The 24,290-nt window shown below is 72.8% G+C and carries 26 protein-coding genes and 1 riboswitch; of the genes, 10 read left to right on the plus strand and 16 right to left on the minus strand.

Going from position 1 to position 24,290, the window contains the following annotated elements; all coding sequences use genetic code 11:
* Positions 1-73: 73 nt before the first annotated feature.
* On the minus strand, positions 74-991 hold the full coding sequence (locus H283_RS0101570) for a S1C family serine protease (RefSeq protein ID WP_196805887.1): 918 nt from the start codon (positions 989-991) through the stop codon (positions 74-76).
* Between the two features lie 107 nt (positions 992-1,098).
* Between H283_RS0101570 and H283_RS23655 the strand changes: the two genes are divergently transcribed.
* Positions 1,099-1,995 carry a CHAD domain-containing protein gene (locus tag H283_RS23655; RefSeq protein WP_020141753.1) on the plus strand — a complete coding sequence of 299 codons (897 nt, stop codon included), beginning with the start codon at positions 1,099-1,101 and terminating at the stop codon, positions 1,993-1,995.
* A gap of 19 nt (positions 1,996-2,014) precedes the next feature.
* Here H283_RS23655 and H283_RS0101580 read toward each other — a convergent pair whose 3' ends face one another.
* On the minus strand, positions 2,015-3,517 hold the full coding sequence (locus tag H283_RS0101580) for a sulfatase (protein WP_020141754.1): 1,503 nt from the start codon (positions 3,515-3,517) through the stop codon (positions 2,015-2,017).
* Positions 3,514-4,188, minus strand: a complete 675-nt coding sequence (locus tag H283_RS0101585) for a DinB family protein (RefSeq protein WP_231372204.1) — start codon at positions 4,186-4,188, stop codon at positions 3,514-3,516. The genes H283_RS0101580 and H283_RS0101585 overlap by 4 nt, the downstream gene beginning before the upstream one ends.
* 81 nt (positions 4,189-4,269) lie before the next feature.
* Here H283_RS0101585 and H283_RS0101590 point away from each other — a divergent pair, with 81 nt between their 5' ends.
* Positions 4,270-4,491, plus strand: a complete 222-nt coding sequence (locus H283_RS0101590) for a hypothetical protein (RefSeq protein WP_020141756.1) — start codon at positions 4,270-4,272, stop codon at positions 4,489-4,491.
* Between the two features lie 70 nt (positions 4,492-4,561).
* Here H283_RS0101590 and yidC read toward each other — a convergent pair whose 3' ends face one another.
* The 3 genes from yidC to H283_RS27475 form a co-directional block, all read right to left on the minus strand.
* Positions 4,562-5,389: a membrane protein insertase YidC gene (yidC, locus tag H283_RS0101595; protein WP_020141757.1), complete on the minus strand. Its 828-nt coding sequence runs from the start codon at positions 5,387-5,389 to the stop codon at positions 4,562-4,564.
* Positions 5,390-5,471: 82 nt separating this feature from the next.
* A complete protein-coding gene (locus tag H283_RS0101600; protein WP_020141758.1) occupies positions 5,472-5,786 on the minus strand; it encodes a hypothetical protein in 315 nt (104 codons plus the stop codon).
* A gap of 67 nt (positions 5,787-5,853) precedes the next feature.
* Complete coding sequence (locus H283_RS27475; RefSeq protein WP_020141759.1) at positions 5,854-6,375, minus strand: AAA family ATPase; 522 nt, start codon at positions 6,373-6,375, stop codon at positions 5,854-5,856.
* A gap of 77 nt (positions 6,376-6,452) precedes the next feature.
* Between H283_RS27475 and H283_RS23665 the strand changes: the two genes are divergently transcribed.
* The 4 genes from H283_RS23665 to H283_RS23670 all read left to right on the plus strand — a co-directional run bounded on the left by H283_RS23665 (position 6,453) and on the right by H283_RS23670 (position 9,622).
* Positions 6,453-7,334, plus strand: a complete 882-nt coding sequence (locus H283_RS23665) for an esterase family protein (RefSeq protein WP_043647899.1) — start codon at positions 6,453-6,455, stop codon at positions 7,332-7,334.
* Positions 7,331-7,909: an AAA family ATPase gene (locus H283_RS0101615; protein ID WP_020141761.1), complete on the plus strand. Its 579-nt coding sequence runs from the start codon at positions 7,331-7,333 to the stop codon at positions 7,907-7,909. Before H283_RS23665 ends, H283_RS0101615 begins: the two co-directional genes overlap by 4 nt.
* 79 nt (positions 7,910-7,988) lie before the next feature.
* Positions 7,989-8,918: a potassium channel family protein gene (locus H283_RS0101620; protein WP_020141762.1), complete on the plus strand. Its 930-nt coding sequence runs from the start codon at positions 7,989-7,991 to the stop codon at positions 8,916-8,918.
* Between the two features lie 101 nt (positions 8,919-9,019).
* Complete coding sequence (locus H283_RS23670; protein ID WP_081633747.1) at positions 9,020-9,622, plus strand: GNAT family N-acetyltransferase; 603 nt, start codon at positions 9,020-9,022, stop codon at positions 9,620-9,622.
* A gap of 184 nt (positions 9,623-9,806) precedes the next feature.
* On the opposite strand, the gene H283_RS0101630 is transcribed toward H283_RS23670, so the two are convergent.
* From H283_RS0101630 to H283_RS0101645, 4 genes are all read right to left on the minus strand, one after another.
* Complete coding sequence (locus tag H283_RS0101630) at positions 9,807-10,877, minus strand: alkene reductase (protein ID WP_020141764.1); 1,071 nt, start codon at positions 10,875-10,877, stop codon at positions 9,807-9,809.
* Between the two features lie 251 nt (positions 10,878-11,128).
* Positions 11,129-12,004 carry a CHAP domain-containing protein gene (locus H283_RS0101635; protein WP_020141765.1) on the minus strand — a complete coding sequence of 292 codons (876 nt, stop codon included), beginning with the start codon at positions 12,002-12,004 and terminating at the stop codon, positions 11,129-11,131.
* 4 nt (positions 12,005-12,008) lie between these two features.
* Positions 12,009-12,196: riboswitch (cyclic di-AMP (ydaO/yuaA leader) on the minus strand.
* A 304-nt stretch (positions 12,197-12,500) separates the two neighbouring features.
* A complete protein-coding gene (locus H283_RS0101640) occupies positions 12,501-13,292 on the minus strand; it encodes a sortase domain-bontaining protein (RefSeq protein ID WP_020141766.1) in 792 nt (263 codons plus the stop codon).
* A 76-nt stretch (positions 13,293-13,368) separates the two neighbouring features.
* Positions 13,369-14,148, minus strand: coding sequence for a CHRD domain-containing protein (locus H283_RS0101645; protein ID WP_020141767.1), 780 nt, complete (start codon positions 14,146-14,148; stop codon positions 13,369-13,371).
* Between the two features lie 231 nt (positions 14,149-14,379).
* On the opposite strand from H283_RS0101645, the gene H283_RS0101650 reads away from it, so the two are divergent.
* On the plus strand, positions 14,380-14,763 hold the full coding sequence (locus H283_RS0101650; protein ID WP_020141768.1) for a VOC family protein: 384 nt from the start codon (positions 14,380-14,382) through the stop codon (positions 14,761-14,763).
* Between the two features lie 15 nt (positions 14,764-14,778).
* Here H283_RS0101650 and H283_RS0101655 read toward each other — a convergent pair whose 3' ends face one another.
* From H283_RS0101655 to H283_RS0101670, 4 genes are all read right to left on the minus strand, one after another.
* Positions 14,779-15,153, minus strand: coding sequence for an iron chaperone (locus tag H283_RS0101655; protein ID WP_028785258.1), 375 nt, complete (start codon positions 15,151-15,153; stop codon positions 14,779-14,781).
* Between the two features lie 261 nt (positions 15,154-15,414).
* Positions 15,415-16,143 (minus strand): alpha/beta hydrolase, encoded by a 729-nt coding sequence (locus H283_RS0101660; RefSeq protein ID WP_196805888.1) that lies wholly within the window; start codon positions 16,141-16,143, stop codon positions 15,415-15,417.
* A gap of 99 nt (positions 16,144-16,242) precedes the next feature.
* Positions 16,243-17,259 carry a zinc-dependent alcohol dehydrogenase family protein gene (locus H283_RS0101665; protein ID WP_020141771.1) on the minus strand — a complete coding sequence of 339 codons (1,017 nt, stop codon included), beginning with the start codon at positions 17,257-17,259 and terminating at the stop codon, positions 16,243-16,245.
* A gap of 70 nt (positions 17,260-17,329) precedes the next feature.
* Positions 17,330-18,328, minus strand: a complete 999-nt coding sequence (locus tag H283_RS0101670) for a pirin family protein (RefSeq protein WP_020141772.1) — start codon at positions 18,326-18,328, stop codon at positions 17,330-17,332.
* 155 nt (positions 18,329-18,483) lie between these two features.
* Here H283_RS0101670 and H283_RS0101680 point away from each other — a divergent pair, with 155 nt between their 5' ends.
* The gene (locus H283_RS0101680) at positions 18,484-19,812 is read left to right on the plus strand and encodes an MFS transporter (RefSeq protein ID WP_020141774.1); all 1,329 of its coding nucleotides are present in this window, start codon (positions 18,484-18,486) and stop codon (positions 19,810-19,812) included.
* Between the two features lie 159 nt (positions 19,813-19,971).
* Here the strand turns inward: H283_RS0101680 and H283_RS0101685 are convergent, their stop codons facing one another.
* Together H283_RS0101685 and H283_RS0101690 are read right to left on the minus strand one after the other, a co-directional pair.
* Complete coding sequence (locus H283_RS0101685; protein WP_020141775.1) at positions 19,972-21,516, minus strand: S8 family serine peptidase; 1,545 nt, start codon at positions 21,514-21,516, stop codon at positions 19,972-19,974.
* Positions 21,517-21,678: 162 nt separating this feature from the next.
* On the minus strand, positions 21,679-22,461 hold the full coding sequence (locus tag H283_RS0101690; RefSeq protein ID WP_156022910.1) for a hypothetical protein: 783 nt from the start codon (positions 22,459-22,461) through the stop codon (positions 21,679-21,681).
* Positions 22,462-22,735: 274 nt separating this feature from the next.
* On the opposite strand from H283_RS0101690, the gene H283_RS0101700 reads away from it, so the two are divergent.
* Both H283_RS0101700 and H283_RS0101705 read left to right on the plus strand, forming a co-directional pair.
* Positions 22,736-23,044, plus strand: a complete 309-nt coding sequence (locus H283_RS0101700; protein WP_020141778.1) for a hypothetical protein — start codon at positions 22,736-22,738, stop codon at positions 23,042-23,044.
* A 1-nt stretch (position 23,045) separates the two neighbouring features.
* Positions 23,046-24,146 (plus strand): hypothetical protein, encoded by a 1,101-nt coding sequence (locus H283_RS0101705; RefSeq protein ID WP_020141779.1) that lies wholly within the window; start codon positions 23,046-23,048, stop codon positions 24,144-24,146.
* Positions 24,147-24,290 lie beyond the last annotated feature (144 nt).

Genomic DNA, 24,290 nt, shown 5'->3' on the forward strand with positions numbered 1-24,290 from the left:
CTCGTTCACGCCTGCTGGGTCACGCTCGTCGATGGCGTATGCCGTGTGGTCGCCTCCCCGCGGAGGCCCGGTCTCAGCGGGGCGGGCTGCCCGCGGCCCCTCCCGCCGTCGCGATCGGCACCGCGAAGCCGATGCCGACGAAGAGGCTCTGGTCGGTCGGGTTCGCGAGCCCCGTGACGATGCCGACGACCTGCCCCGCCTTGTTGAGCAGCGGTCCGCCCGAGTTGCCGGGGTTGACCGCCGCGTCGATCTGGATCAGGTGCTCGAGCTTCCGGTCGCCCTCGACGCGCACGGTCCGGTCGAGCGCCGAGACGACGCCCGCCGACAGCGAGTCGGTGAGGCCGAGCGGGTGGCCGACGGCGAAGACCGGCGCCCCGACCGCCACGCCGCCGCCGAGCACGGCGGGCACGACGGTCTCGGGCAGCGTCGAGGGCCGGAGGGTCGCGATGTCGCTCTCCGGCTTCTCGGTCGCGATCTTCGCCGGCGAGGTCGTGCCGTCGGCGAAGGTGACGGTGATGTTCGTCGACCCGTCGACGACGTGCAGCGCCGTCAGCACGGTGCCGTCCTCGTTGACGACGACTCCCGCGCCGCTGCCCTCCTGTTCCTCTCCGGCCACGGTGTCGCGGGTCTCGATGAGCACGAGCGACGGCGCGATCGCCGCGTGCGCGACCGACCCGTCGGCCGGCGCGGCAGCCTCCGCCTCGGCCTGCTTCTCGATGCCGCGCTGGACGCTCGTGTCGACGTCGCGCTGCGTGAGGACGGGCGGTCCCGGAGGTCGCGTCACGGCATACGCGATGACGAGCGCGACGATGACGACGAGGGCGACGACGCCCCACCAGACGCGGCGCGGCACCCGGGCGAGCCGGTCGCGGAGCCGCCGCCATCGGCTCGGTGGGGGAGGATCGGGCTCCGCGTCGGGCGCACGAAGGAGGAGCCTGGCGCCTGGGGCGACGGCGGTGTCGATCGCGGGAGGAGCGGTGACCCGTGCCACCTTTTCGACTGTACGTTTCCTGAGACCCGAGCGGCAGAGGCTGGTGAGTCTTCACAGGATCCGGCGAAGCAGGGGACGCCCACGGCGGCGCACGGTAGACAATGCCTATGCCGTCCGCCGCGTCCCTGCTGAGCGAGCACCTCCGCGAGCAGCGGGAGGCCCTCGCGACCGCCGAGGCCGCCGTGCGCGCGGGGGAGCCCGAGGGGGTCCACGACCTCCGGGTCGCGATGCGACGGATCCGCAGCGCCCTCGCCAGCTTCCACGCGCTCGTCGACCCGGCCGTCACCGAGCCGCTCCGCGACGAGCTGCGCTGGGCGGCCGGTCGCCTCGGGGAGGCGCGCGATGCCGAGGTCGTGCAGGACCTCGTCGACACGCTCCTCGACGACATCGGCCCCGCCGGCCTCAACGGCCTCGACGAGGCCGTGACCGGGCTCCGCGCCCGGCTGCACCTCGACGCCACCGCCGCCACCGAGGTCATCGACGAGACCCTCGGGTCGAGCCGGTATGCCGCCGCGATCGCCCTGCTCGACAGCGTCGTCACGCACCCGCCCTTCACGGACGACGCCGAGCGGGGCGCGAAGAAGGTCGTGCGCACCGTGCTGCGCAAGGAGAGCAAGCGGGTGCGTGAGCGGGCGGACCTCGCCGAGGCCGCTCTCGCCACGGGTGACCCCGAGCTGCGGTCCGCCTGCCTCCACGACGTGCGCAAGGCCGCCAAGCGGCTGCGCTACGCGGCCGAGGCGGTGGCACCGGTGACCGGGGCCAAGGTCGCCCTCGTGGCCGAGCGGGCCGCGGACGTGCAGGGCCTCCTCGGCGACCACCACGACGCCGTCGTCACCCGGGCGACCCTGCGGCACCTGGCCATCGACGAGGACGCGGGTGTCGCGGCGGCCTTCCTCCTCGGCCACCTCGACGCCGACGAGCAGCGCGCCGCGGACCGTCTCGAGCGACGTGGCGGCAAGGCACTGCGTCGCCTCGACCGCGCCAGCGACCGGGCCCTCGCCTAGAGCGCGGCCCCCCGGCTGCTCAGCGTGTGGCGGTGCGACCCTCGGCGATGAGCCGTGGGACGGGCTGGTCCGGGTGGGGCTCGTCGCCGACCTCCTGCTGCGCCAGCCACAGCCGGGCCTCGAGCTCTTCGCGCACCGCGGCGTAGGCCGGGTCGTCGGCGACGTTGACGAGCTCCTCGGGGTCGGCCTCGAGGTCGTAGAGCTCCCACTCCTGCGCGAAGCGCCGGTCCGAGCAGCCCGGCAGCCCGAGCCCGTCGTTGTAGAAGAAGATCAGCGTGTAGCGGTGCGTGCGGTAGCCGTAGTGCGCGCCGACCTGGTGGCTGCGGTCGTCGTGCATCCAGTAGCGGTAGTAGAAGCCCTCGGCCTCCCGCTCACGATCACGTCGTGCCGCAGCCGGATCGGTGAGGTCCCGCCAGAACGACCGGCCCTGCATGCGCTCGGGCACCTCGACCCCGGCCGCGTCGAGCAGGGTCGGCGCGAGGTCGACGTTCGTGACGATCCGGTCGAGTGCCTGTCCGGCCGCGACCGCGCGCGGGTAGGACAGGACGAACGGCATCCGGATCGACTCCTCGTACATGAAACGCTTGTCGAACCAGCCGTGGTCACCGAGGAAGAAGCCCTGGTCGGAGGAGTAGACGACGATCGTGTCGTCGAGCTCGCCGCGGTCGGCCAGCCACGACGTCAGCCGCCCGACGTTGTCGTCGACGGACGCGACGCACGCGAGGTAGTCCTCCATGTAACGCTGGTACTTCCACAGCGCCTCCTCGTCGGCCGACAGCCCCTGCGGGACCGGTTGCTTGAGGTCCTCCTCGGTGAGGTGGTCGGCGATCCGCATCGCCGCCCGACGTGCCGTGTCGGAGCGGCCGGCGAGGTCGTCGGTGAACGTCGGGGGCACCGGGATCGGCTCGCCTCCGGCAGGCCCGCCCTCGGCATACATCCCCGCGTGGGCGGCGTCGGGCTCCCACGGACGATGTGGCGCCTTGTGCCACACGAGCACGCACCACGGCCGGTCGTCGCCCGAGCCGTCCAGCGACTCGACCCAGTCGATCGCGAGGTCGGTGATGAGGTCGGTCGCGTAGCCCGGCTCGACGCGCAGTCCGTCGACGGAGAGGAAACGGGGGTCGTGGTACTCGCCCTGGTCGATGAGCGCGTCCCACCGGTCGAAGCCCTGCGGGTCGTGGTCGACACCGTCGCTCGAGCCCTGCCCCATGTGCCACTTGCCGACGAACGCCGTGCGGTAGCCCGCGTCGCGCAGCGCCGTGACGAAGGTCGGCTGCGACGCGTCGACGAACGTGTCGAGGGTCGTCACGCCGTTGACGTGGCTGTAGGTGCCGGTGAGGATCGAGGCCCGACTCGGCGCGCACAGCGAGTTCGTCGCGAAGAGGTTGTCGAGACGCACGCCGGCCTCCGCGACCGCGTCGATGTGCGGCGTGCGGTTGACCACGGAGCCGTAGGTGCCGATGGCGTGCGCGGCGTGGTCGTCGCTCAGCATGAAGACGACGTTGGGCCGGTGGTCGCTCATGACTCGGCCCCGCGGTGGGCTGCGTCGGCCTCCGACGGCGGGCGGTGCGCGTCGGCGGCGGCCTGGATGCGCGCCACGTGCTCGGTCCACCACGCCTCGCCGCCCATGTCGTCGTGGTCGCGCCCGCCCCGCCCGTCGATCGTCTCCCGGAGGATGTCGGCGTGGCCCGCGTGCTGCGACACCTCCGCGACGCAGCGCACGAGCAGCGACCCGAGCGTCGTCGACCGGCGCTCCTCCGGCCACCACGCGACGCTCGCCGGGGCGTCGAGCCCGAGCTCGCGCACGACGGCGTCGCAGTGCACCGCGGCCCGCTCGTAGAGCCCGACGAGGTCGGCACGCGACTCCTCGGCCGTCGCCCACATGTCGGCCGAGTCCCAGATCGAGCCGTCCTCGACCCACGGCAGCCGCTCGACGGACGGCCGGCCGACGGAGTCGCCGAGGTAGGCGAGCTGGACGCCGGCGACGTGCTTGACGAGCCCGAGCAGGTTGGTGCCACTCGGCGTGATCGGGCGCCGCACGTCGTAGTCGCCCAGCCCGTCGAGCGCCGCGAGCAGCCCGTCCCGCCCCTCCTGCAGGTAGCGCAGGAGGTCGTCGACGAGGTGTGGACCACCCACCCGCGTCGACTCGCTCGTCCCACTCACCCGGCTGGTCCCGCTCGGTGTCGCGCTCACGCCGACCACGCTAGACGCAGCCCCTGACGAGGTCGACCGTCCCGACGGGAACGCCGTCGCGCCGCGGGGCATCACAGCGGCATGGACGTCGACCTCGCCTGCCCGATCTGCTCCGCACCGTCGATGACGACCGGCGAGATCGTCGGCCGCTCGCCGGGGGTGAAGTTCAAGGAGAGCGGGGGTGGCCTGCTCGGTGACCTGACCGGGGTCCCCGTCACGACCGGCGTCTTCAACCACAGCGCCCGTGCCCTCCGCTGCGACGCGTGCGGCACGATCGTGGTCCCCTCGCCACAGCGTCGGTGACGCCCCGCGACGCCGCCGCGAGGGGACGCTCGACATCAGGACGGCCCGGGTATGCCGTGTCGCCGGGTCGTCAGGAGGCGGCGCCCTCCAGCACCCTGGCATCACGCCGCCTCGCGGCCGGTGAGCCGGGTGTCGGGGCGAAGCGCCAGATGATGCCCTGCTGCGCGAAGGTCCACGCGTTGTTGACGAACCAGTAGGCGATGAGGCCGGCCGGCACGACGAGCGCCGCCGTGAGGACGCCGGCCGCGCCGAGCCACGGCATGAGCCGCTGGACCGTCGCCATCCCCTCGGGCAGGTCGGTGACGTCGGTCATCGGCAGCACGAACCAGCGCTGCGCGAGCAGGCTGAGCGCGGCTGCACCGAGCGCGACCGCGACGAGGACGAGCCCGGCCACCGGGTTCGACCCCAACGTCGTGCCGAGGTGGCTCGTCAGGTGCAGCCCGGCGAGGGACGCGGCCGACGCCGACGCGACGAGACCGGCGTCGAGCGCCCCGACCGAGTGCCCGGCCGTCAGGTCGGAGACGACGCGGTAGAGCGCGTAGAAGAGCGGCAGCTGCAGGAGTGCCGGCGCGAGGCTCCATCCCGAGACGCCGTGCTCGGCGTGGATCGCCTTCTGCTCGGCCCGCATCGCGGTCAGCTGCTCGAGATCGCGGCTGCCGGCATACCTCTGACGGAGCTCGCGCAGCTGGGGCGCGGCGTGGGCGCGGGCGTGCGACGAGCGCACCCCGTGGATCGTCACGGGCAGCAGGAGCGTGCGGACGGCGACGACGAGCAGCGCGACGGCGAGCAGCCAGGCGCCCGCGGAGCCGGGGCGGAGGCCGACGGCGCCGGCGACGTCGTGGGTGGCCGCGAGCACCGCGGCGACGGCATGGGTGAAGGGGGACAGCAGGTCAGGCATGGGTGAGCTCCTCGGCTCGGGCCCGCGACGGGGCCGGGACAGGTGGGCAGAGGCCCGGACGTCGCGGGTGCGACGAACGGGGTCAGTGCCGACCCGGAGCCCGAGGACGCTGCGGGCAGCGTGGGGCGTCGAGGGCGCACCAGTACGCCGTCGCGGCGGGGACGGAGCCCGACACCCCGGAGGGGTGGAGGGGCACGGGCACCGGCCGGACGGTGCGCACGGCAGTCTTCGTGAGCACGACCATGAGCACGCCGGCCGTCATGGCGGTGAGGAGCACCTGGCCGGCACTCCCACCCGTGACGGTGCCGAGGATGACGACGACGGCCGCGGCGAGGCTCGCCGCGAGGGCGGGGAGGGCGGCCACGTCGGCGGACGCGCGCTGGCGCAGGACGCTCATGCCCGTCTCCTCTCGTGACCTGGCTGCTCGGCAGCCCCGGGGGTCGTCGACCCACCTCGAGCGTACGTCACGCGAGCCGCGTCGCCCGATCCCACAGGGCGGCGACCGCGGCGGTCTGCGCCTCGAGGTCGAGGCCGCTCCCGTCGAGCACGTGGTCGACAGCCAGGTGGGCGTCGGTGTCGGCCTCGTGCAGCGCGACGAACTCCTCGTCGGTCAGCCACACCGTCCGGGTCGCCGCCCGCCGCCACGCCTCGTCGAGCGGGACGCTCAGTCGCACGACGACGCAGTCCGGCACCAGTGCGCGGTAGAGCCCGAGCGTCTCGGCCGTGAGGACGTCGGCGACGACGACGTCGAACCCCGCTGCGGCCATGCGCCCGGCGAGTGCGCAGGCGTTGCGCACCCCGAGCCGCTGCTGCCGCCGACCCTCCTCCCCGTCCCACGGCGCAGCCCCGCCCGAGACGACGAGCTGCCGCACGTCGTCGACGTCGATCACCGCGCACCGCTGGCGCGACTCCGCGACCGTGCGCGCCGTCGTGGACTTGCCCACCGCCGGAGGTCCGGTGAGCACGAGGACGGGACGTGACGGCATACGACCCATGCTCGCGCACGCAGGGTGGTGGGGTTATCCCGTTGCCTCCTGCGCGAGGGCTCCGTACGTTGCCACGCATGGCTACCCGCGTGCCGTACCGACCGCTGCCGATCGACCAGACGGACGTCGTCTACGAGTACGGCCCGGACTCGGAGCGGCGCGCCGGGGTCCCCGCCGGCGAGACGGTCGAGCTGCGGATCGAGGAGAGCGCCACCTACCCGGGGACGTCGCGCCGCGTGTGGGTGCACGTGCCGACCGGCCACGACCCGGCCGAGCCGGCGAACCTCATGGTCTTCAACGACGGCTGGTGGTATCTCGACCCGGACGGTGACGTGCGCGGCGGTATCGTCCTCGACAACCTCGTCCACGCCGGCGACATCCCCGTGACCATCGGTGTCTTCGTCGATCCCGGGGTGTTCGTGGACCGCGACGACCCCGACGAGCGGAAGAACCGCAACACCGAGTACGACGCCTTCGACGACCGCTACGTGACCTTCCTCCTCGACGAGGTGCTGCCCCTCGTCACCGCGCGTTGGGCGGTCAGCGGCGACCCCGACCGGTGGGGGATCTGCGGCGGCAGCAGCGGCGGCGACGGCGCGCTCACCGCGGCGTGGCTGCGGCCCGACCGCTTCCGCAGGGTCATCGCCTTCCTGTCGAGCTTCGCGCAGATGCCGGGCGGCAACCCCTATCCCGACCTCGTCCACGCCGGCCCGCCCCAGCCGCTACGCATCTTCCTCCAGGCCGGGCACCGCGACCTCGGGTGGAACGAGCCGGAGATGAACTGGCTCGCCGAGAACCTCCGCACGACGGCTGCGCTCGTCGAGGCCGGCTACGACGCGCGCCTCGTCCTCGGCGACGGCGGCCACAGCGCCAACCACGGCGGCGTCCTGCTGCCCGACGCGCTGCGCTGGGTCTGGCGCCCCCGGTCCCGGGGGTCGGACGGGGAGCACGAGTCGTGACGGCTCGAGCGCCGGGGCGCTCCCCCCTCGACGGCGGCGCCGCCTGCCTCCTCGTCGTCGGTGCCCCGGGTGCGGGGAAGTCGACGGTCACCAGGCTCGTCGCGGGCCGCCTGTCGCGAGCCGCGCTCCTCGAGGGCGACACCGTCAGCCGGCTCGTCGTCAGCGGGCGCGTCTGGGCGCTCGGGGAGCCCGCCGACGAGGCCGACCGCCAGACCCGCCTCACCAACGACAACCTCGTGGCGCTCGCGGCGAGCTTCGCCGACGCGGGCTTCACGCCCGTCATCGACTGGGTCGTCCCCGACCGTGCCCAGCTCGACCTCTACGTCGCCGGGCTCGGTGACCGCGGCCTGGCTCTCGTCGTCCTCGACCCGGGCGGAGACGTGTGCCGTCACCGCAACGAGCTGCGCGACCCGGAGGAGCAGTTCGACTTCGACGGGCAGGAGGCGCTCGTCGCGACGATGCGCCGCGGCTTCGGCGAGGTCGGCTGGTGGTTCGACACGTCTGCGCTGACGCCCGAGGAGACCGCCGAGCAGGTGCTCGCCCACGCGTACGCCCTCGGGCGGCGTGGTCTCTGACGACCTGCGGGCGCGGGTGGCCCGGCCGCCCTATCCTCGGTCTCGGGGAGCATCTCCCGAAACCCTCGAGGAGGGCGGCATGGCGGAGACCAGCAGCGGGCACGAGGGTGGCGCGGACGCGTCGCCGGCGCCCGGCCGGTCGAGCCGGGCGAGCCGGTCGGGCCGGTCGAGCCGCGAGGGATACCAGAGCCGCCGGGACCGGCTCATCCGCGCGCCCCTGCTCGACCGCTTCGGGCTCGTCCTCGTCCTCGTGCTCCTCACCATCGCGGTCCAGGGCCTCGTCGACGTGCGCGGATCGGTGCCCGCCCGGCTCTTCACGCACGCGATCACCGGTCTGGCCCTCATCGCGGCCGTCCGCGCCTCGGGGTCCCGGAGGCGCTGGCGGCGCGCGGTCGACGTCCTCGTCGTCCTCGTCGTCCTGGCCAGTCTCGTGATGCTGTGGTGGCGCCGCAGCGACGGGTCCTTCGCCGTGCCTCCCGAGACCACGTGGCTGCTCGCCGCCGCCCTGACACCGGTGCTCATCGCCCGCCGGGTGCTCCAGCACACCGTCGTGACGATCCAGACGATCATGGGCTCGGTCGCGGCCTACCTGCAGCTCGCGGTGGCCTACGCGTTCCTCTTCCAGACCATCGACGCCTACACCACGACCCCGTTCTTCGGTGAGGACGTGTCGACGACGACGTACATGTACTTCAGCCTCGTCACGATCTCGACCGTCGGCTTCGGTGACGTCGCGGCCGTGACCGACCTCGGTCGGATGGCGGCCGCGAGCGAGGCCGTCGTCGGGCAGGTCTATCTCGTCACCTTCGTGGCCCTCATCGTGTCCCGCTTCGCGGCCGGTATGCCGCGTGGCTCGGCGGGCGCCGCGGTGCCGCCCCGGACGGGCCCGGTGCCGCGCACGCTCTTCGAGGCGCTCGACTCGTCGCGGAGCCAGCAGCCGCCCCCCGATCGTGACCCCGACGACGAGGACGACGAGGACGACGGGGCCCGCGCGAGCGGGCGGACCTGACCCGCGGCCGAGACCGACCTCGATCACGTCGGCGAGGTCGTCCCGTCGTGTCGAGGTCGAGGCCCTGCCCGAGCCGCGCGCCCGGGCCCTAGCATCGCGCCATGCCCGACCTGCCCGACCTACCTGACCTGCCTGATCCGCTCGATCCGCTCAAACCGCCCGCGCGGAACCTGGTGCGTGACGCCACGCCCGACGACGCTGCCGCGTGCGCCGCGATCTACGCCCCCTACGTCACCGGCACGACGGTCACCTTCGAGACGGAGCCGCCCGACGTCGTCGAGATGGCAGGCCGGATCGCCAAGGCGCAGGCGCGGCACGCCTTCCTCGTGCTCGAGGACGCGGGAGAGGTCGTCGGCTACGCCTATGCCGGTCCGTTCAAGGAGCGGGCGGCGTACCGGTGGTCGTGCGAGGTCTCGGTCTACCTCGCCGCTGATCGGCGCGGTCGCGGGGGAGGGCGCCGGCTCTACGAGGCCCTGCTCGAGCGGCTCACGGCCCGCGGCTACCGGATGGCCGCGGCTGGGATGACCCAGCCCAACGAGGCGAGCGGTCGGCTGCACGCGGCGATGGGCTTCGAGACGGTCGGCACCTACCGCGACATCGGCTGGAAGTTCGGCTCGTCGCACGACGTGGCGTGGGTCCAGCGCCCGCTCGGCGACCCGCTCCCGTCAGCGCACGCCGGCGAGGACCCGCCCGAGCCCACCTGACCCACCCCTCGAGTGAGCGCTTCGTCCCAGTCGAGTGAGCGCCCCGCCACAGTCGAGTGAGCGCGTCGTCCCAGTCGAGTGAGCGCCCCGCCACAGGGGTCTGTGACGGGGCGCTCACTCGAGCGTTACCGGGCGCTCACTCGACGAGGTGGGTGTCGAGGGTTTCACTCGGGTGCGGGGTGGCTCAGGGGAGGGCGGGGTAGTCCGTGTAGCCCTCGGCGCCGCCGCCGTAGAAGGTGGCGGGGTTCGGCTCGTTGAGCGGGGCGCCCTCGCGCCAGCGACGGACGAGGTCCGGGTTGGCGAGGAACTCGCGCCCCACGGCGACGAGGTCACCGAGGTCGCGCTCGAGGATGTCCTCGACGTCGGCCAGCTCGGTCACCTTGCCAAAGCCCGTGTTGAGCACGACCGGGCCCTCGAAGCGCTTGCGCAGGTTGCGGACGAGGTCGGACTCGGGGTCGCCGAGGATGCTGAGGTAGGCGAGCCCGAGCGGGGCGATGCCCTCGACGAGCGACTCGTAGGTGGCGGCCGTCTCGGCCTCGTCCTCCTCGAGGACGCCCTGGATGTTGTGGGCGGGGGAGATGCGGATGCCGACGCGGTCGGCACCGATCGCCTCGGCCACGGCCTTCGTGATCTCGACGGTCAGGCGGGCCCGGTTCTCGGGCGAGCCGCCGTAGGAGTCGTCGCGCTCGTTGCTCGACGGGGCGAGGAACTGGTGCGGCAGGTAGCCGTTGGCGGCGTGCACCTCGACGCCGTCGAGCCCGGCCGCGACGGCCTGACGCGCAGCGTGGACGAACTCCGCCACGAGCGCGGGGATCTCGTCGGTCTCGAGGGCGCGCGGGACGGCATACGCCTGCTGACCCGTCGGGGTCACGATCTCGCCGGGCGCCGCGATCGCGCTCGGCGCCACGCTCTCGAGGCCGCCCTTGTTGTCGGGGTGGGCGATGCGGCCGGCGTGCATGAGCTGGACGACGACGTGGCCGCCGCCCGCGTGCACGGCATCGGCGACGAGGCGCCAGCCGGCGACCTGCTCGTCGGAGTGCATGCCGGGGGTGTCGAGGTAGCCCTGCCCGACGGCGCTCGGCTGGGTGCCCTCGGTGATGATGAGACCGGCGCTCGCGCGCTGGCCGTAGTACTCGGCGTTGAGCTCGGTCGGTGCCTGGCCCTCGCCCGCGCGGTTGCGGGTCAGCGGCGCCATGACGAATCGCTGGGGGAGGTCCCAGCGGCCGATGCGGATGCTCTCGAAGGCCGTGGACACAGGCCTGCTCCTCACGTGTAGGGGATGTCGGTGGTGGTCGGCGGCTCCGACCGTTGATCGGTGGAGCCTTCAACTACCTAGGCGACAAGGAGGGCGGGCGGTCGATCATTCCCGCGTGTCCAGGGTTGCGCGTGTGGGTGATCCCACGCGGCCGGAGGGTCGGGAGGGTATGCCGAAGGGGAGGATGCGCAGGCATCCTCCCCTTCGTACGCGCTCAGCTCGCGGAGAACTCCGCGGTCAGGACCCGTGGGTCACGGCGCGTAGATGTACTTCATGCCGGGACCGTCGGTCAGCGTGCGGGTGTTGTAGTTGTACGCACCGGCGAGGGCGTTCATCTCGATGATCGTCACCTCGTTGCCGTTGACCGCGGTCACCCAGGCGACGTGTCCGACGCTCGAGGAGCCGTGGACGCCGGGCTGCATGACGAGGATCGACCGCGTGCGCGGCGTGCCGGTCACGGTGTATCCGGCGGACGCGGCGCCCGAGGCCCACTCCATGGCGTTGCCGGTCCAGCCACCGGGGTAGTAGCCCTCGGACTGGTACCACTTGTTGAGGGCGCCCCACGTGCACTGGCCCGGGGTGGCCCAGTTGGACGATGAACGCATGCCGGACGAGGCGCTCGGCACGGAGGCGTTGACGCTCGCCTTCGCCGACGACGTGCTCGTCGTCAGGGTGGCGCGCGTCAGGTCGCGCGACGCGCGCTGGGTGGCGGCCTTGCGCTCGGCGGCGGCCTTGGCGGCAGCGCGCTCGGTCTTGACCTGGACGTCCTCGATGACCTGCGGCTTGGCCGGCGCGACGCGGTGGGCGACGGCCTTCTGCACGGCGGGGGCGAAGCCGATCTTCGACAGCGCGGTCGACGTGGCCGGGGCGGCAGCCGTGGCCGGACCGACAGCGGCAGGAGCCGCGGCGTCGACGCCAGCAGCAGCCGCGACGTCACCCGAATTGGGCGACAGGGTGTCGGCGCTCGCCGGGTTGGCGAAGGTGGCGACCAGTCCACCGGTTGCGGCGACGACGGCACCCGCCTTCATGGCCGGCTGGGCCGACTCACGGGCGAGGAGCTTGAGTTCGTTGAGGGGGTTGTGGCGGCCTGGCGCACGATGGCGACCGCGGATGTTCTCAGTGTTCACGCGTGTTACCTCTCCGCGCCTACGAAGTTAGCTGTCGGGTTCGGGCGGAAAGGTGCCCGGGCCACCCCCGCCCCGCGAAGCTCGCGTGGCGGGTGGGTCTTCACCCCAAGGACGTCCGAAGTCGTTGCGTCGGACGTCCGGAGAAACGTGTGGTTCCTCCGCTCCTGTCACAAGGTTCGATCTCTCTCGTCAGGCGGTGACAGGACTAGGCGGTCCACCTCACGAGAGCCCGGCCAGGTGGCCGAACTCCCGGAAGACTAGACGAGGCGACTGGCAAATGTCACGCCACGGTAACGACGGCGTGCCCGGATGGTCCCTGAATGTCCGTAGTGCCCGCCTATACCAACGCTTTACCTTCCGTTGGGTGAGACGTGGATCACATTCGAACGGGGTCCTCGACAAGCCCCCCACGGGTATGCCGTGCGGTCCCTGGGTGGGGACCCCGCGGCATACCCGCGGGGGGCGGCGTGGAGCGCGGCCGCGGCTCGGCTGCTGGTCAGGTGGCGCTCGAGAGGTGGCCGAAGACCACGACGTTGTCGCGGTACTCGTTGCGGCTGTCGGTCGGGCCGCCGCACGTCACGAGTCGGATCTCGGCCTTGGTGAAGTCGCCCTTGTAGACGCGCTCGGTCGGGAACTGCGACTTGCGGTAGGCCGCGACCGAGTCGACGGTGAACGTCAGGTGCGACCCGTCCCGGCGCGACACCTTGACGACGTCACCGGCCCTGACTCTCCCGAGCTCGTGGAAGATGCCCGGCACGCCGGACGGGGTGTCGACGTGGGCGGCGAGGACCGACGGGCCGAGCTGGCCCGGGGTGGGGCCGGCGTCGTAGATCCCGACCTCCTGGGCCGTGCCCGGCACGGAGATCGTGCCGTCGGGCTGGATTCCGAGCCGGACGAAGTGCGACGAGCGCACCCCGATCGACGGGATCTCGATCGACGTCGGCTCGGACGCCTCGAGGAAGTCGCCGATGCCGGTGGCGTCGGCCTTCGCGCCGGTCGTCCCACCGGCCGCCGGTGTCCCACCCTGACCGGGGGCCGCCGACGGGCTCGACGGGCTCGACGGACGTGACGTGCCCGACGGGGCCCCGGCCGCCGCGGGCTGCGGCGGGCCGGGGTTGCCGGAGCTCACCGGGCTCCCCCGGAGGCCGACCACGAGCGCGACGATCCCGACGACGAGGAGCACGGCCGTGACCGCCAGGGCCGCGGCCACCGTCGCGGTGAGGCGACGGGGGCTGCGACCGCCGGTGGGCGGCGTGGGCTCGGCTGCGGGCCCGGTCTCTTCGCTCATGGTCGGGTCACTCCCGTTCGGTGGGGTCGGTCGCTCAGGGTCGGTGTCGATCGCAGGCGCTCAGGCGTTCAGGCGCTCAGGCGCGCGAGCGGGCGCGACGGGCGGCAAAGGCACCGGACCCGGCTGCGGCGAGCAGGGCGCCACCGCCGACGAGCATGAGGGCCTCGTTCTGGCCACCGCTCTTGAGGTTGTCGGCGACCTGGCCGCCACCGGTGTGCATGCCGCCGGCCGGGGCGACGCGCAGCGCGCCACACAGGGCCGGGTCGGTGGCCTCGGTCGGGAGCGACGGCATGAGGTCGCTCTTCGTGGCGCCGGAGTACTTGCCGTCCTTGTTGTAGTCGACGCCGTGGATGACGACGACGGACTGACCGGCCGAGATCGCCTTCGCGACGTCGCTCGAGACCTTGATGCTGCCGCGCTGGTAGGCGATCTTGCCGCCGGGCGCCGTGCTGAAGCGGTCGATGGCGAGACCCGACTTCGGGCTCGTGTCACCGGTCTTCGTCAGCGACACGACGATGTCGCCGTAGGCCGGGCCGCCCTCGGTCGTGTTGAGGTGCCCGTCGCCGTTCTTGTCGTCGGACAGGATCGGGCACTCGTGGCGGGCCTCGGCCCCGAAGTGGATGTGCGCGGCGTGCGGGTTGTCGGGGAGCAGGCCGTTGGCGGCCATGGTCACGGTGATCTTGTTGCCCGTGACCTCGACCATCGCGGTGCCGCTGCCGTCGACACCGTTGCCGGCGACGGGCTTGAGGTTGGCGCTGACCCAGGTGTCGGCGGCGAAGGCCGGGCCGATGCTGAGGGCCATGGCGGCGGCGGCCGCGAGGCTGGCGCCGGCGATTCGAGTGGTGGTGGTGCGCATCTGTGTTTCCTCCTTGACGAGGAGACAAGCCGTCCATCCTGCTCTGCTTCAGACGGGGGGTCGTCGTCGACCGTCTCCGCGCAGGGGTTCGCCGCGGGAGCCGTCACTGGATTGGGGTTCCACCGAAATTTCTTCGACGGGGGCGTGCCGTGGCGTGCCGCACGGGTCTTCACTGGAGGGAGCGGGCGCGCGCCGCGCCCGACCACTGACCCCTGCACGGAAGGACACACGATGCTCCAGGACTCCCACGCCTTCAGCGGCTTCTCCGTCGACGACATCGCCGCGACCAAGGCCTTCTACGCCGACACCCTCGGCCTGCGCGTCACCGAGGAGAACGGCATGCTGACCCTCCACCTCGCAGGCGACGGTGGCGACCGCCCGACGCTCGTCTACCCGAAGCCGAACCACGAACCGGCGTCGTTCACGATCCTCAACTTCCCGGTCGACGACGTCGAGGCCGCGGTCGACGAGCTGACGGCAAGGGGCGTCGTCTTCGAGACGTATGCCGGCACGCCGATGGAGACCGACGCGAAGGGGGTCTTCCGCAAGGGAGGACCGCTCATCGCGTGGTTCACCGACCCGGCCCGCAACGTCCTGGCCGTCATCGAGCGCTGAACGTGAGGCGCCGTGTCAGACGTCGTGGCCCTCCGAGACCGCGGCGCGGCGCTTGAGGCAGAGCTCGGTGATCTCCGAGACGAGCTCGAGCGGGACCGGCCGGCTGATCGGGAAACGCACGGTGTCCTTGGCGCGGCGATAGGGGCTGATCGCCTCCTCGAACTCCGCGTCACCCGTCGGGACGGGGTAGAGACCGACGTGGTTCTTCCAGCCGGCGTAGTAGATGAGGGGCTTGCCGTCGACGGTGAACGTCGCCATGCCGTAGCTGATCTTCTCGCCCGCATGAGGGGCTACCTCGCGGATCGTGCGGCGGACCCCCGCAAGCTGAGTTCGCGTCTCCTCGGGGTAGGAGGCGATGTAGTCATCGACTGACGCAAATCTCGGGGCCAATCCTGGTCCTCACTTCAGTTCCGGACCGGTCGTTGGAGGGGGTGACTCGACTGTATTGGGCGAAACGGACGACTGCAAAGTAAGCACACGTTTAGTGACCAAATGGTCACAAAACTACAAAAGCTGAAATGGACCGACGTTCTCGCCGCAAGACGTGCTGAGAGCCGTCTCCGAGGTGTCTGGGCCCCGACGTTTCATCGGAGGTCCCAACAGAGGTCTTGACCAGACATCTCGGTCAGATGCCTCCATCAGATCTCTCGGTCAGACGTCGATCCAGGCCTCACCGGCGAGGATCCGGCCGACGACTCCCTCGGGTCGGCGGCCGAGCAGGGTCGTGACCGCGAAGTCGGCGGCCAGGCCGTCGAAGACGCTGCCGCGCCGGAGCATCGCGTGCTTGCCGCCCTCGACGGTGACGTAGCCGACCTCCGCGGTGCGGGCGAGGTCGCGGGCCACCGCCGCCGAGCTCGTCGGTCGGGCGATGCGGTCGTCGTCCCCGTGGACGACGAGGACGCGTCGCCCCGTCAGGTCGAGGTGCCCGTCGGTGGGGTAGACCCACGGGTTGAGGGCGACCGCGCTGACGACGGGGTCCTCGCCGGCCGCGAGCAGTGCGGCGCGACCGCCGAGCGAGTGCCCGACGAGGCCGACGGGCAGGTCGGGACCGAACCGGTCGGCCACCTGGCCCAGGGCCCAGCCCACGTCGTCGACCGGGGTGTGGTGCGCGTCCCAGCCGCGCGTCGAGTTGAGCAGCCGCAGCACGGCGAGCTCGCCCTTGGCGGCACGCGCGATGCGGCTCGCGATCGGCACCATCCGCAGCACCGAGAGCTGGGTCGGGCTGACGCGCATCGGCGTGCGCCGGGCCGCGCCGCCGTGGAGCACGAGCACGACGCCGCGGGGCGCGCTCGGGGCCGCCGTGTCGATGAGCCGGGCGTGCGTCACGTCTCGCTCCTGGTCCGCAGCTGGGTATGCCGTGTGCTCGGGTTCGCGGGTCACGTGCGGTCTTCGGAGCGCGAGCGTCGACGGCTTGGTGCCCTCACGGCATACCCGTTCGGTGTTGCCGGTCGGCCACTGTCCAGGGTCGGTCCGGCCGGTTCAAGGGCGCAGCAGGACCTTGATCGCACGCCGCTCGTCCATGGCGCGGCAGCCCTCGGCCACCTCGTCGAGGGGAAGCGTCAGGTCGAAGACCTGGCCCGGGTCGATGCGGCCGTCGAGGACGCGCTCCAGCAGGTCGGGCAGGTAGGTGCGCACGGGAGCCATGCCACCGGCGAGGCCGACGTTGCGGACGAACATCTGCCGGACGGGCAGCTCGACGCCGTGGGGGGCGCCGACGAAGCCGACGGTCGAGCCGGGGCGGCCGATGCGGAAGGCGGTCTTCATCGACTGGTCGGTGCCGACGCACTCGAGCACCGAGTCGGCGCCGATCCCGCCGGTCAGCTCCATGACGGCCTCGACGCCGGCGTCGTCGCGCTCGGCGATGACGTGGGTGGCGCCGAACTCGCGGGCCAGGGCCTGGCGCGGCTCGTGGCGCGACATCGCGACGATGCGCTCGGCGCCGAGCTCCTTGGCGGCGATGACACCGCAGAGACCGACGGCCCCGTCACCGATGACGACGGCCGTGCCACCGGGCCGCACCCGAGAGGACACGGCGGCGTGCCAGCCGGTGGCCATGACGTCGGCGAGCGTGAGGAGCGAGGGGAGCATCGCGTCGTCGGGCATCCCGTCGGTCGCGACGAGGCTGCCGTCCGCCTGGTTGACGCGGACGAGCTCGGCCTGGCCGCTCTCGGTCCAGCCCTGGTGGTCGCACACCGAGGTCATGCCGGCGAGGCAGTGCGGGCACGTGTTGTCGCAGTGGACGAAGGGGATGACGACGAAGTCGCCCTTCCGGATCTGCCGGACGTCGGCGCCGATCTCCTCGACGACGCCGACGGCCTCGTGGCCGATGGTGGAGCCGGCCGTGATCGGGTTGGCCCCCCGGTAGGGCCAGAGGTCCGACCCGCAGATGCAGCCGGCCACGACGCGGACGATGGCGTCGGTCGGCGCCTCGATCGTCGGGTCGGGGACGTCGGACAGGCGGATGTCACCGGGGGCATGGATCGTCGTCGCGCGCATGGGCCCATCCTCGTCCTGCTGGTGTGCCACGCCCAAACCCTGGACATCACGCCTGGACGTTGCCACGCGCTCAGCCGCGGGAGCGCAGGCGCAGGTTGGGCAGGCCCGGGGCGGGGAGGGTGTGGTCCCAGGCGTCGGGGAAGGTGCCGTAGCGAGCGCCGGGTGCCGGGGCGGCATACGACCCCTCCTCGCGCGGCGACCGCTCGCGCTGCCAGTCCTCGCGGAAGCCGACGACCTCGTCGTGGCTGCGGCCGATGAAGTTCCACCACATGACGATCTGCTCGCCGAACGGTGCGCCGCCGAGCACGAGGAGGCGTGCGGGCTCGTCGTGCCCGGCCTCGACGGTGATGCGACTCGTCCCGGTGGCGAGGAAGGCGATCTCGCCGGGCTTGGCCGTGACGTCGCCGACCGTGAGCACGCCGGTGTCGCAGAGCAGTCCGTGCTCGTGGGTGGGATCGACGTCGATGTCGAGGGAGGTGCCGGCCGCGAGCGTCACCTCGGCGCCGACGAGGTCGGAGAACATCGTCACCGGCGAGGTCTGGCCGAAGAGGGTGCCGAGGAAGACCAGGACCCGCGCTCCGTCGACCTCGGTGACCGGCGGCGCGTAGTGCTCGAAGCCCGGCCGCGTGCTGCGGTCGGCCTCGGGCAGCGCGACCCACAGCTGGGCGCCGTGGAGCACGGTCGTGTCGGGGGTGGAGTACTCCGAGTGGGCGATGCCGGAGCCCGCGGTCATGATGTTGAGCTCGCCCGGGCGGACGAAGGCGTGGGCTCCGGTGGTGTCGCGGTGCTCGACCTCGCCCGTGAAGAGCCACGAGACCGTCTGCAGGCCGGTGTGCGGGTGGCCGGGCACGACCATGCCGCCCGTCTGCGAGACGTCGTCGGGGCCGTAGTGGTCGACGAAGCACCATGCCCCGATGAGCGAGCGCTCGCGCTGCGGGAGGCTGCGGCGCACCGCCATCGCTCTCGGGCCGCCGAGCGGCACCTCGCGGTAGGGCAGGACGACGACGGTCGAGGGGGTCGGGTCGTCGCCGCAGACGACCTCGGCGGGGTGGCGGTCCGGGTTGCTCACCCGTTCAGGCTAGGCCCGCCGGCCGGTCTCGTCGCGGGTCTCGTCGGGGGTCTCGTCGTCGGTCTCGTCGCGGTCTGCTCGTCGGTCTCGTCGCCGGTCACGGTGCAGCTCGCGTTGGAGGTCGCATTGCAGGTCGCGTTGCTAGGTTGCCCCGCATGACCGAACCGGCTGCCACCGCTCCCGCCACCGGGGCCGACTCCGGGGCCGACTCCGGTTCCGACTCCGGATCCGGACGCGGCCGCTGGTCGGCGTGGCGGGTCGTGTGGTGGTTCGGCTTCGTCAGCCTCGCCGCCGACATGGTCTACGAGGGCGCGCGCTCGATGTACGGCCCACTCCTCGCCTCCCTCGGCGCCACGGCCCTCGTCGTCGGGCTCGTCACCGGCGCGGGGGAGGCCATGGCGCTCGTGCTGCGCCTCGTCTTCGGGCCGCTCGCCGACCGGACCGGCCGCTACTGGGGTCTGACGATCGTCGGCTACGGCCTCACCGCCGTCTGCGTGCCGCTGCTCGCCGTGACGCCCTTCGTCGGCGGCGCGGGACTCGCGCTCGCGTCCGTCCTCATCCTCCTCGAGCGCTCCGGCAAGGCCGTGCGGAGCCCGTCGAAGTCCGCGCTGCTCGCCCACGTCGCGTCGGCGGTCGGCCGGGGCCGCGGCTTCGGCGTGCACAAGGCGCTCGACCAGGTCGGGGCGTTCGCCGGGCCGCTCCTCGTCGCCGGGGTCATCGCGGCGACCGGGGCGATCTGGCCGAGCATGGCAGTCCTCGCGATCCCCGGCGCGGCCGCGATGCTGCTGCTCGTCATCATCCGTTCCCGCGTGCCCGACCCGTCGGTCTACGACGTCGAGACGGTGGGCACGCCTGCGGCACAGGCGGTTTCGGATGGTGGCGTGTCACGTCGCGGCTTGCGCGGCTGGTTCGCCGACGCGGTCGGCTCGGGCCTGCCGCGCGAGTTCTTCGGCTACGCGCTCGCCGCGGGCCTCATGACCGGTGGCCTCGTCACCTTCGGCATCATCGGCTACCACCTCACGGTGGAGGGGCTCGTCCCCGTCGCCACGGTCCCCGTCGTCTATGCCGGCGCCATGGGGGTCGAGGCGCTCGCGGCGCTCGGGGTGGGCCTCGTCTACGACCGCCGCGGCGGGGCCGTGCTGTATGCCGTGCCGCTGCTCGTCGCGCTCGTGCCCCCGCTCGCCCTGTCGGGCTCGGTCGTGCTCTCCCTCGTCGGGGTCGCCGTCTGGGGTCTGGCCTACGGCGTGCAGGACTCGACGGTCAAGGCGCTCGTCGCGGAGGTCGTGGAGGCGCCGAGGCGCGCGACGGCATACGGCGTCTTCGCGGGGGTGCAGGGAGCGTTCGCGATCGTCGGCGGTCTCGTCGCGGGGTGGCTCTACGACCGGTCGCTGCCCGCCCTCGTCGGCGTCGTGGTCGTCACCCAGCTCGTCGCGCTCGCCCTGCTCGCCCGCACCGTGCGCTCCCTCCGCACCCGGACCGAGTGACGACAAGGCCACTCGAGTGAAGGGAAGGCGTGACATGCCGACCCACCCCACACCGTCGAGTGGCCCCGTCGTCACATGCCGACCGACCCCACATCGTCGAGTGGCCCCGTCGTCACAGGACGACGGGGCCACTCGAGTGGTGGGTGGGGTGCGGGTGGGTCAGCTGACGGCGTCCAGGGCGTCTACGACGCCCTCGCCGAAGAAGCTGTTGTCCTCGACCGGGCCGACGCAGGTCGGGCCCGCGGTCGTCGTGCCGCACGCCTTGTCGTCGGCCTGCTGGCGCAGCTTGTCGATCATCTGTGCGGGCGTCCACGTCGGGTGGACCGACTTCATGAGCGCGAGCACACCGGCGACGTGCGGGGACGCCATCGAGGTGCCGCTCTTCGTGCCGTAGCCGTTGTTCGTGACGATCGTCGAGAGGATCGACGAACCGGGTGCAGCCACGTCGATCTTGCCGAGTCCGCGGTTGCTGAACGAGGAGAGACGGCTGTCCATCGTCCCCGCCGGGAAGCGCTGCATCGAGCTGACCGTCACGACGCCGTCGAGCTCGGTCGGGATGTCCTCGCACCCGCTGTTGAGGGTGCGGGTGACGAAGCCGGCGGGCGGCTGGTCGTCAGGGCTCGTCGTGTCCTTGAACGACGACTTGTCCGACAGGTCGCGGGCCGAGTTGCCGGCCGCGGCCGCGTGGACGACACCCTGCTTCGTCGACCACGTCACCGCTCGCCGGACGGCCTCCTTGGCGGCGTACTGGTCGGGCTGGTCCTCGCAGTAGAACTCGAACGGGTCGACGTAGTAGCTGTTGTTCGTCACGTCCATGTGCTTGAGCCCGGCCCAGATGAAGCCGCACACGGCGTACTCCGGGTAGATGAACCCGGCGTCGTTGACGACCTTGACCGCGGCCATCCGGACGTTCGGTGCGACACCGACGATGCCGACGCCGTTGCGCGCGGCGGCGATCGTGCCGGCCACGTGGGTGCCGTGGTCGCTCGTCGTCGGGTACCAGCCGGTGGCCGAGAGGTCGGGGCGGCCGGCGTCGGTGCAGTTGACGGAGTCGGCGACGTCGATGTTGGCGGCGAGGTCGGGGTGGTCGGGGTCGATGCCGCTGTCGAGCACGCCGACGAGCACGTTGCGGGAGCCGTCGGTGATCGCGTGGGCCTGGTCGGCCTTGATCATCTTGAGGTCCCACTGCTCGCCCTCGCGAGGGTCGCTGGCGGCGGCCGGCGACGCGTCGGACTCGAGGTCGCCGTTGTCCGCCTTCTTCGCGCCCTGCTTGTAGCCGGACGCGCCGCGGCCCCAGGATGCCCCCGCGACCTCGGGCGTGCCCTCGGACACGGCGACGGTGCGGGTCGCGCCGACGGACTCGACGGCGTTGCCGCCCGCCCGCACGACATCGGCCCGGAAGGTGGAGACCTTCGAGTGCGCGATGACGACGCCGATCTGCGGCCACGACTGGACGACGACGCCACCCGCGGCCCGGACCGCGGTCTCGACGAGACGCGTCTGGCCGGGGTTGGCGATGCGGGCGTTGACGACGTAGCTCATGAGCTGGCCGTCCGGGGTGTTGATCGTGACCGGCGTCGAGACCGGCTCGGCGGTGGTCGCGTCGGTCGAGGCGACGGCGACGCCACCGATCGCGGCGGTCGAGGCGAGGGCGAGAGACGCGACGGCGACGATGCCGCGTCTGGTCAGGCTGGGGTGGCGCATGTGTGAGCTCCCGTGGTGTGAGGAACAAGTGGCAGCGCCCTGGATCGGGCGCGTCCCCACATCATTGGGGGCTACCGGTGAGTCCGCTCGTCGAGATGCGTCACGGTTGGCGGGCAGTCGGCTGACGGCTCGCACCACGAGGCCACGGGTCGTGTCGGGCCCTCAGTCCGCCTCGACCGGTCGGGTGAGCGGGGCGAGGGCGATGAGGAGCACGAGCGCGGCGAGCGGGACCAGACCCCAGGGCAGCAGCATGATCCCGATGGAGACGGCCGCGAGGGCGAGCGAGCCGACGGGCAGGAGCCCCTCGACGGTGAGGGCCACGAGCACCGTCGCGAGGGCCACGGCCGTCAGGACGCCGCCGCCAAAGGAGAGTGCGGCCGGCGCCGTGTGGCCGATGAGACCCGTGACCTGACCGACCCAGACGGCGGCCGTCGCGCCGGCCCCGAACGCCGCTAGCAGCGCCGTCGGGACCGCGAGCGGGAGGTGGCGCAGGCGGGCTCCAAGACCGACGGCGAGCCACGCGAAGCTCGCGACCGACAGGACGAGGAGCACGCCCGCGGCCACCGACAGGGCGCCCTGGTCGCGGGCGGCGGCGACCCCGCCGAGCCCACCGAGACCGCGGAGCCCGTCGAGGGAGTCGAGGCCGTCGACCCAGTCGACGATGCCGTGGGTGAAGAGCAGGAGCGGTGCGAGCAGCGCCAGCAGCGGCACGCGGTCCGTCGCCTCCCGCGTGCCCGGCAGGGTGGACGTACGCGTGGACACCCTCTCGGTTGCCGGCGCGGTCACGCGGACGGCCGGGACGGCGACGGCGGGCGATGTCGTGGACGCGGCGGACGCGGGAGGGGTGCGGTGCGTCCTCGGTGGCGTGACGGCATACGCGGCCGGTGCGGTCTGGGCTCTCGGGGAGCCGGCGGCGCGGGCCGGGGAGAGCGTGCTCGTCGTCATGCCTCCAGCGTGGCGGTCCGTGGTGGCGGTGCCCATCGGGGTCGACCCCGAGCCGCCCCCGAGCGGTCCCTGAGAGCGGTCGGGCGGACGCGGGCGCCTTTTTGTCCATTTCGGAGACTTTGACCCTCTTTGGGTCGTACCGTGCGCTTGTGGGGTCGAGGTCAGGGTCGACCCCGTCGAGGCTCTGGTCAAAGGGGTAGACATGTCGGTGCGCTTCAATGCTCCTCCGGGATGGCCGGTTCCGTCGTCGTCGTGGGCTCCCGGTGACGACTGGATGCCGGACCCCAGCTGGCCGACGCCGCCGCGCGGCTGGACCTTCTGGGTCGTCGAGCAGCGAGCCGCGGGCGAGGCCGGCACGCCCCGCTTCGGCTCGCCGCCCCGCACGACGGCCGCCACCTCCGTCGCCTACGGCACCGACCGCGGGAGCTGGCTCGCCGGACTGCGCGCCCGCGCCTCGTCCGACGCCCTCGAGGTGGCGACCTCGTCCGGCCCCACGGTCGAGCCGGCCGCGACGCGTGCCGTCCCCGAGAGCTCGTGGGAGATCGACGGCCTGCTGACCTCTGCGGGCCGGCTGGACCTCTGAGGTGGACCTGCTGCTCAGGGTCGCACCGGAGGTGCGGCTCAGCTCCTCGACGTCCGGACTCCGCGCCCTCCTCGACGACGCGGCGGGCCCGCGCGTCGGCACCGGCGTCGGCGCCCGCGCCGACGTCTCGTCCGTCGCCGATCGCGGCTCCGGCGAGACGCTGACTCTCGCCGAGCTCGAGGTGCGGTCGCTGCAGGCCCAGGAGACCGGTGACCTCAATGCGCTGCGCTCCATCGAGGAGGCGCTCGTCGCCCTGCACCACGAGAACCACCCGCCCCGTCGGCGCCCCGAGCCGCCCGAGACGGCCGCGCTGTCGCCCAGAGAGCGAAGCCTGCTCGAGCGCAAGGCCTTCAACGCCGCGCTGCCGCAGGTGTCGGTCTTCAAGCGCGCTGCCCGCGCCAAGGCCAAGGCGATCGCGGAGACCGAGGCGGACGGCTTCAGCCGCACCCTCGACGTCGCGCACGCCGTCGTCGCCCAGCACCGCGCCGCCGCCCTCGACGACCAGTGGAACGACCTGGCCGGGCACGACCGCTGCGCCGTCATCGCCGAGCTCGACGCCGACTTCGCCGCGGCGACGTGCGGCTGCACGTGCGTCGACGCCGGGTGGGACGCCGAGACCTCGCGCGGCTACGTCACGATCGTGGCCCGCTACCCGTCGCTCGACATCGTCGCCGAGCGCGGCCCCGGCGTCTCGTCGAGCGGACGTCGGATGCTGCGGCGCCGCACCCGCTCCGAGCGCAACGCGCTCTACCTCGGCGGCCTCGCGTCGTTCGCCCTGGCCGCCGCCCGCCGCGCGATCAGCATCGCCGTCGCGGCCGACGACATCCACCTCGTCATCGTGCGACCGACCGAGACCGGCGAGGGACTCGAGCCGATCTACGTCGGCAGCCTGAGCCGCGAGGCGGTGACGCTGCGCCCCGCGCTAGCGGACCCGTTGCCGCTGCTGCTCGGGTCGGCGGTGCGACCGATGCAGTTCGACGGACCGGCGCACGACCTCACGGCCGTGGCCCCCGACACCGACGTCATGGAGATCGTGCGGGTGTGCGTCGACGCGCTGGGCGACGAGGCGCTCGACGGGCTGCTCGAGACCGGTCACGCCTGACCCGCGGACTCTGGCCTCTCGACGGTGCGAGGTGGCTGAGCGGGGCGGAAGACGGGCATGGCGCGAGCCGTCCACGGCGTGGGCTCCGGCGCTACGCTGCGACGACGGGTGCGCGGACATCTGGACCATCCCTCCACCGCGGGC

It is taken from the genome of Terracoccus sp. 273MFTsu3.1 (assembly GCF_000383675.1).
In the GTDB taxonomy this organism is placed as follows: Bacteria; Actinomycetota; Actinomycetes; order Actinomycetales; family Dermatophilaceae; genus Terrabacter.

Coding starts and splice junctions, on each gene's coding strand:
- H283_RS0101685 (WP_020141775.1), bottom strand. CDS start 21,516: ATGCGCCACCCCAGCCTGACCAGACGCGGCATCGTCGCCGTCGCGTCT.
- H283_RS27475 (WP_020141759.1), bottom strand. CDS start 6,375: ATGCCGTCACGTCCCGTCCTCGTGCTCACCGGACCTCCGGCGGTGGGC.
- H283_RS0101645 (WP_020141767.1), bottom strand. CDS start 14,148: ATGCGCACCACCACCACTCGAATCGCCGGCGCCAGCCTCGCGGCCGCC.
- H283_RS0101690 (WP_156022910.1), bottom strand. CDS start 22,461: ATGACGACGAGCACGCTCTCCCCGGCCCGCGCCGCCGGCTCCCCGAGA.
- H283_RS23655 (WP_020141753.1), top strand. CDS start 1,099: ATGCCGTCCGCCGCGTCCCTGCTGAGCGAGCACCTCCGCGAGCAGCGG.
- H283_RS0101640 (WP_020141766.1), bottom strand. CDS start 13,292: ATGAGCGAAGAGACCGGGCCCGCAGCCGAGCCCACGCCGCCCACCGGC.
- H283_RS0101620 (WP_020141762.1), top strand. CDS start 7,989: ATGGCGGAGACCAGCAGCGGGCACGAGGGTGGCGCGGACGCGTCGCCG.
- H283_RS0101700 (WP_020141778.1), top strand. CDS start 22,736: ATGCCGGACCCCAGCTGGCCGACGCCGCCGCGCGGCTGGACCTTCTGG.
- H283_RS0101680 (WP_020141774.1), top strand. CDS start 18,484: ATGACCGAACCGGCTGCCACCGCTCCCGCCACCGGGGCCGACTCCGGG.
- H283_RS0101650 (WP_020141768.1), top strand. CDS start 14,380: ATGCTCCAGGACTCCCACGCCTTCAGCGGCTTCTCCGTCGACGACATC.
- H283_RS23665 (WP_043647899.1), top strand. CDS start 6,453: ATGGCTACCCGCGTGCCGTACCGACCGCTGCCGATCGACCAGACGGAC.
- yidC (WP_020141757.1), bottom strand. CDS start 5,389: ATGCCTGACCTGCTGTCCCCCTTCACCCATGCCGTCGCCGCGGTGCTC.
- H283_RS0101600 (WP_020141758.1), bottom strand. CDS start 5,786: ATGAGCGTCCTGCGCCAGCGCGCGTCCGCCGACGTGGCCGCCCTCCCC.
- H283_RS23670 (WP_081633747.1), top strand. CDS start 9,020: ATGCCCGACCTGCCCGACCTACCTGACCTGCCTGATCCGCTCGATCCG.
- H283_RS0101665 (WP_020141771.1), bottom strand. CDS start 17,259: ATGCGCGCGACGACGATCCATGCCCCCGGTGACATCCGCCTGTCCGAC.
- H283_RS0101590 (WP_020141756.1), top strand. CDS start 4,270: ATGGACGTCGACCTCGCCTGCCCGATCTGCTCCGCACCGTCGATGACG.
- H283_RS0101580 (WP_020141754.1), bottom strand. CDS start 3,517: ATGAGCGACCACCGGCCCAACGTCGTCTTCATGCTGAGCGACGACCAC.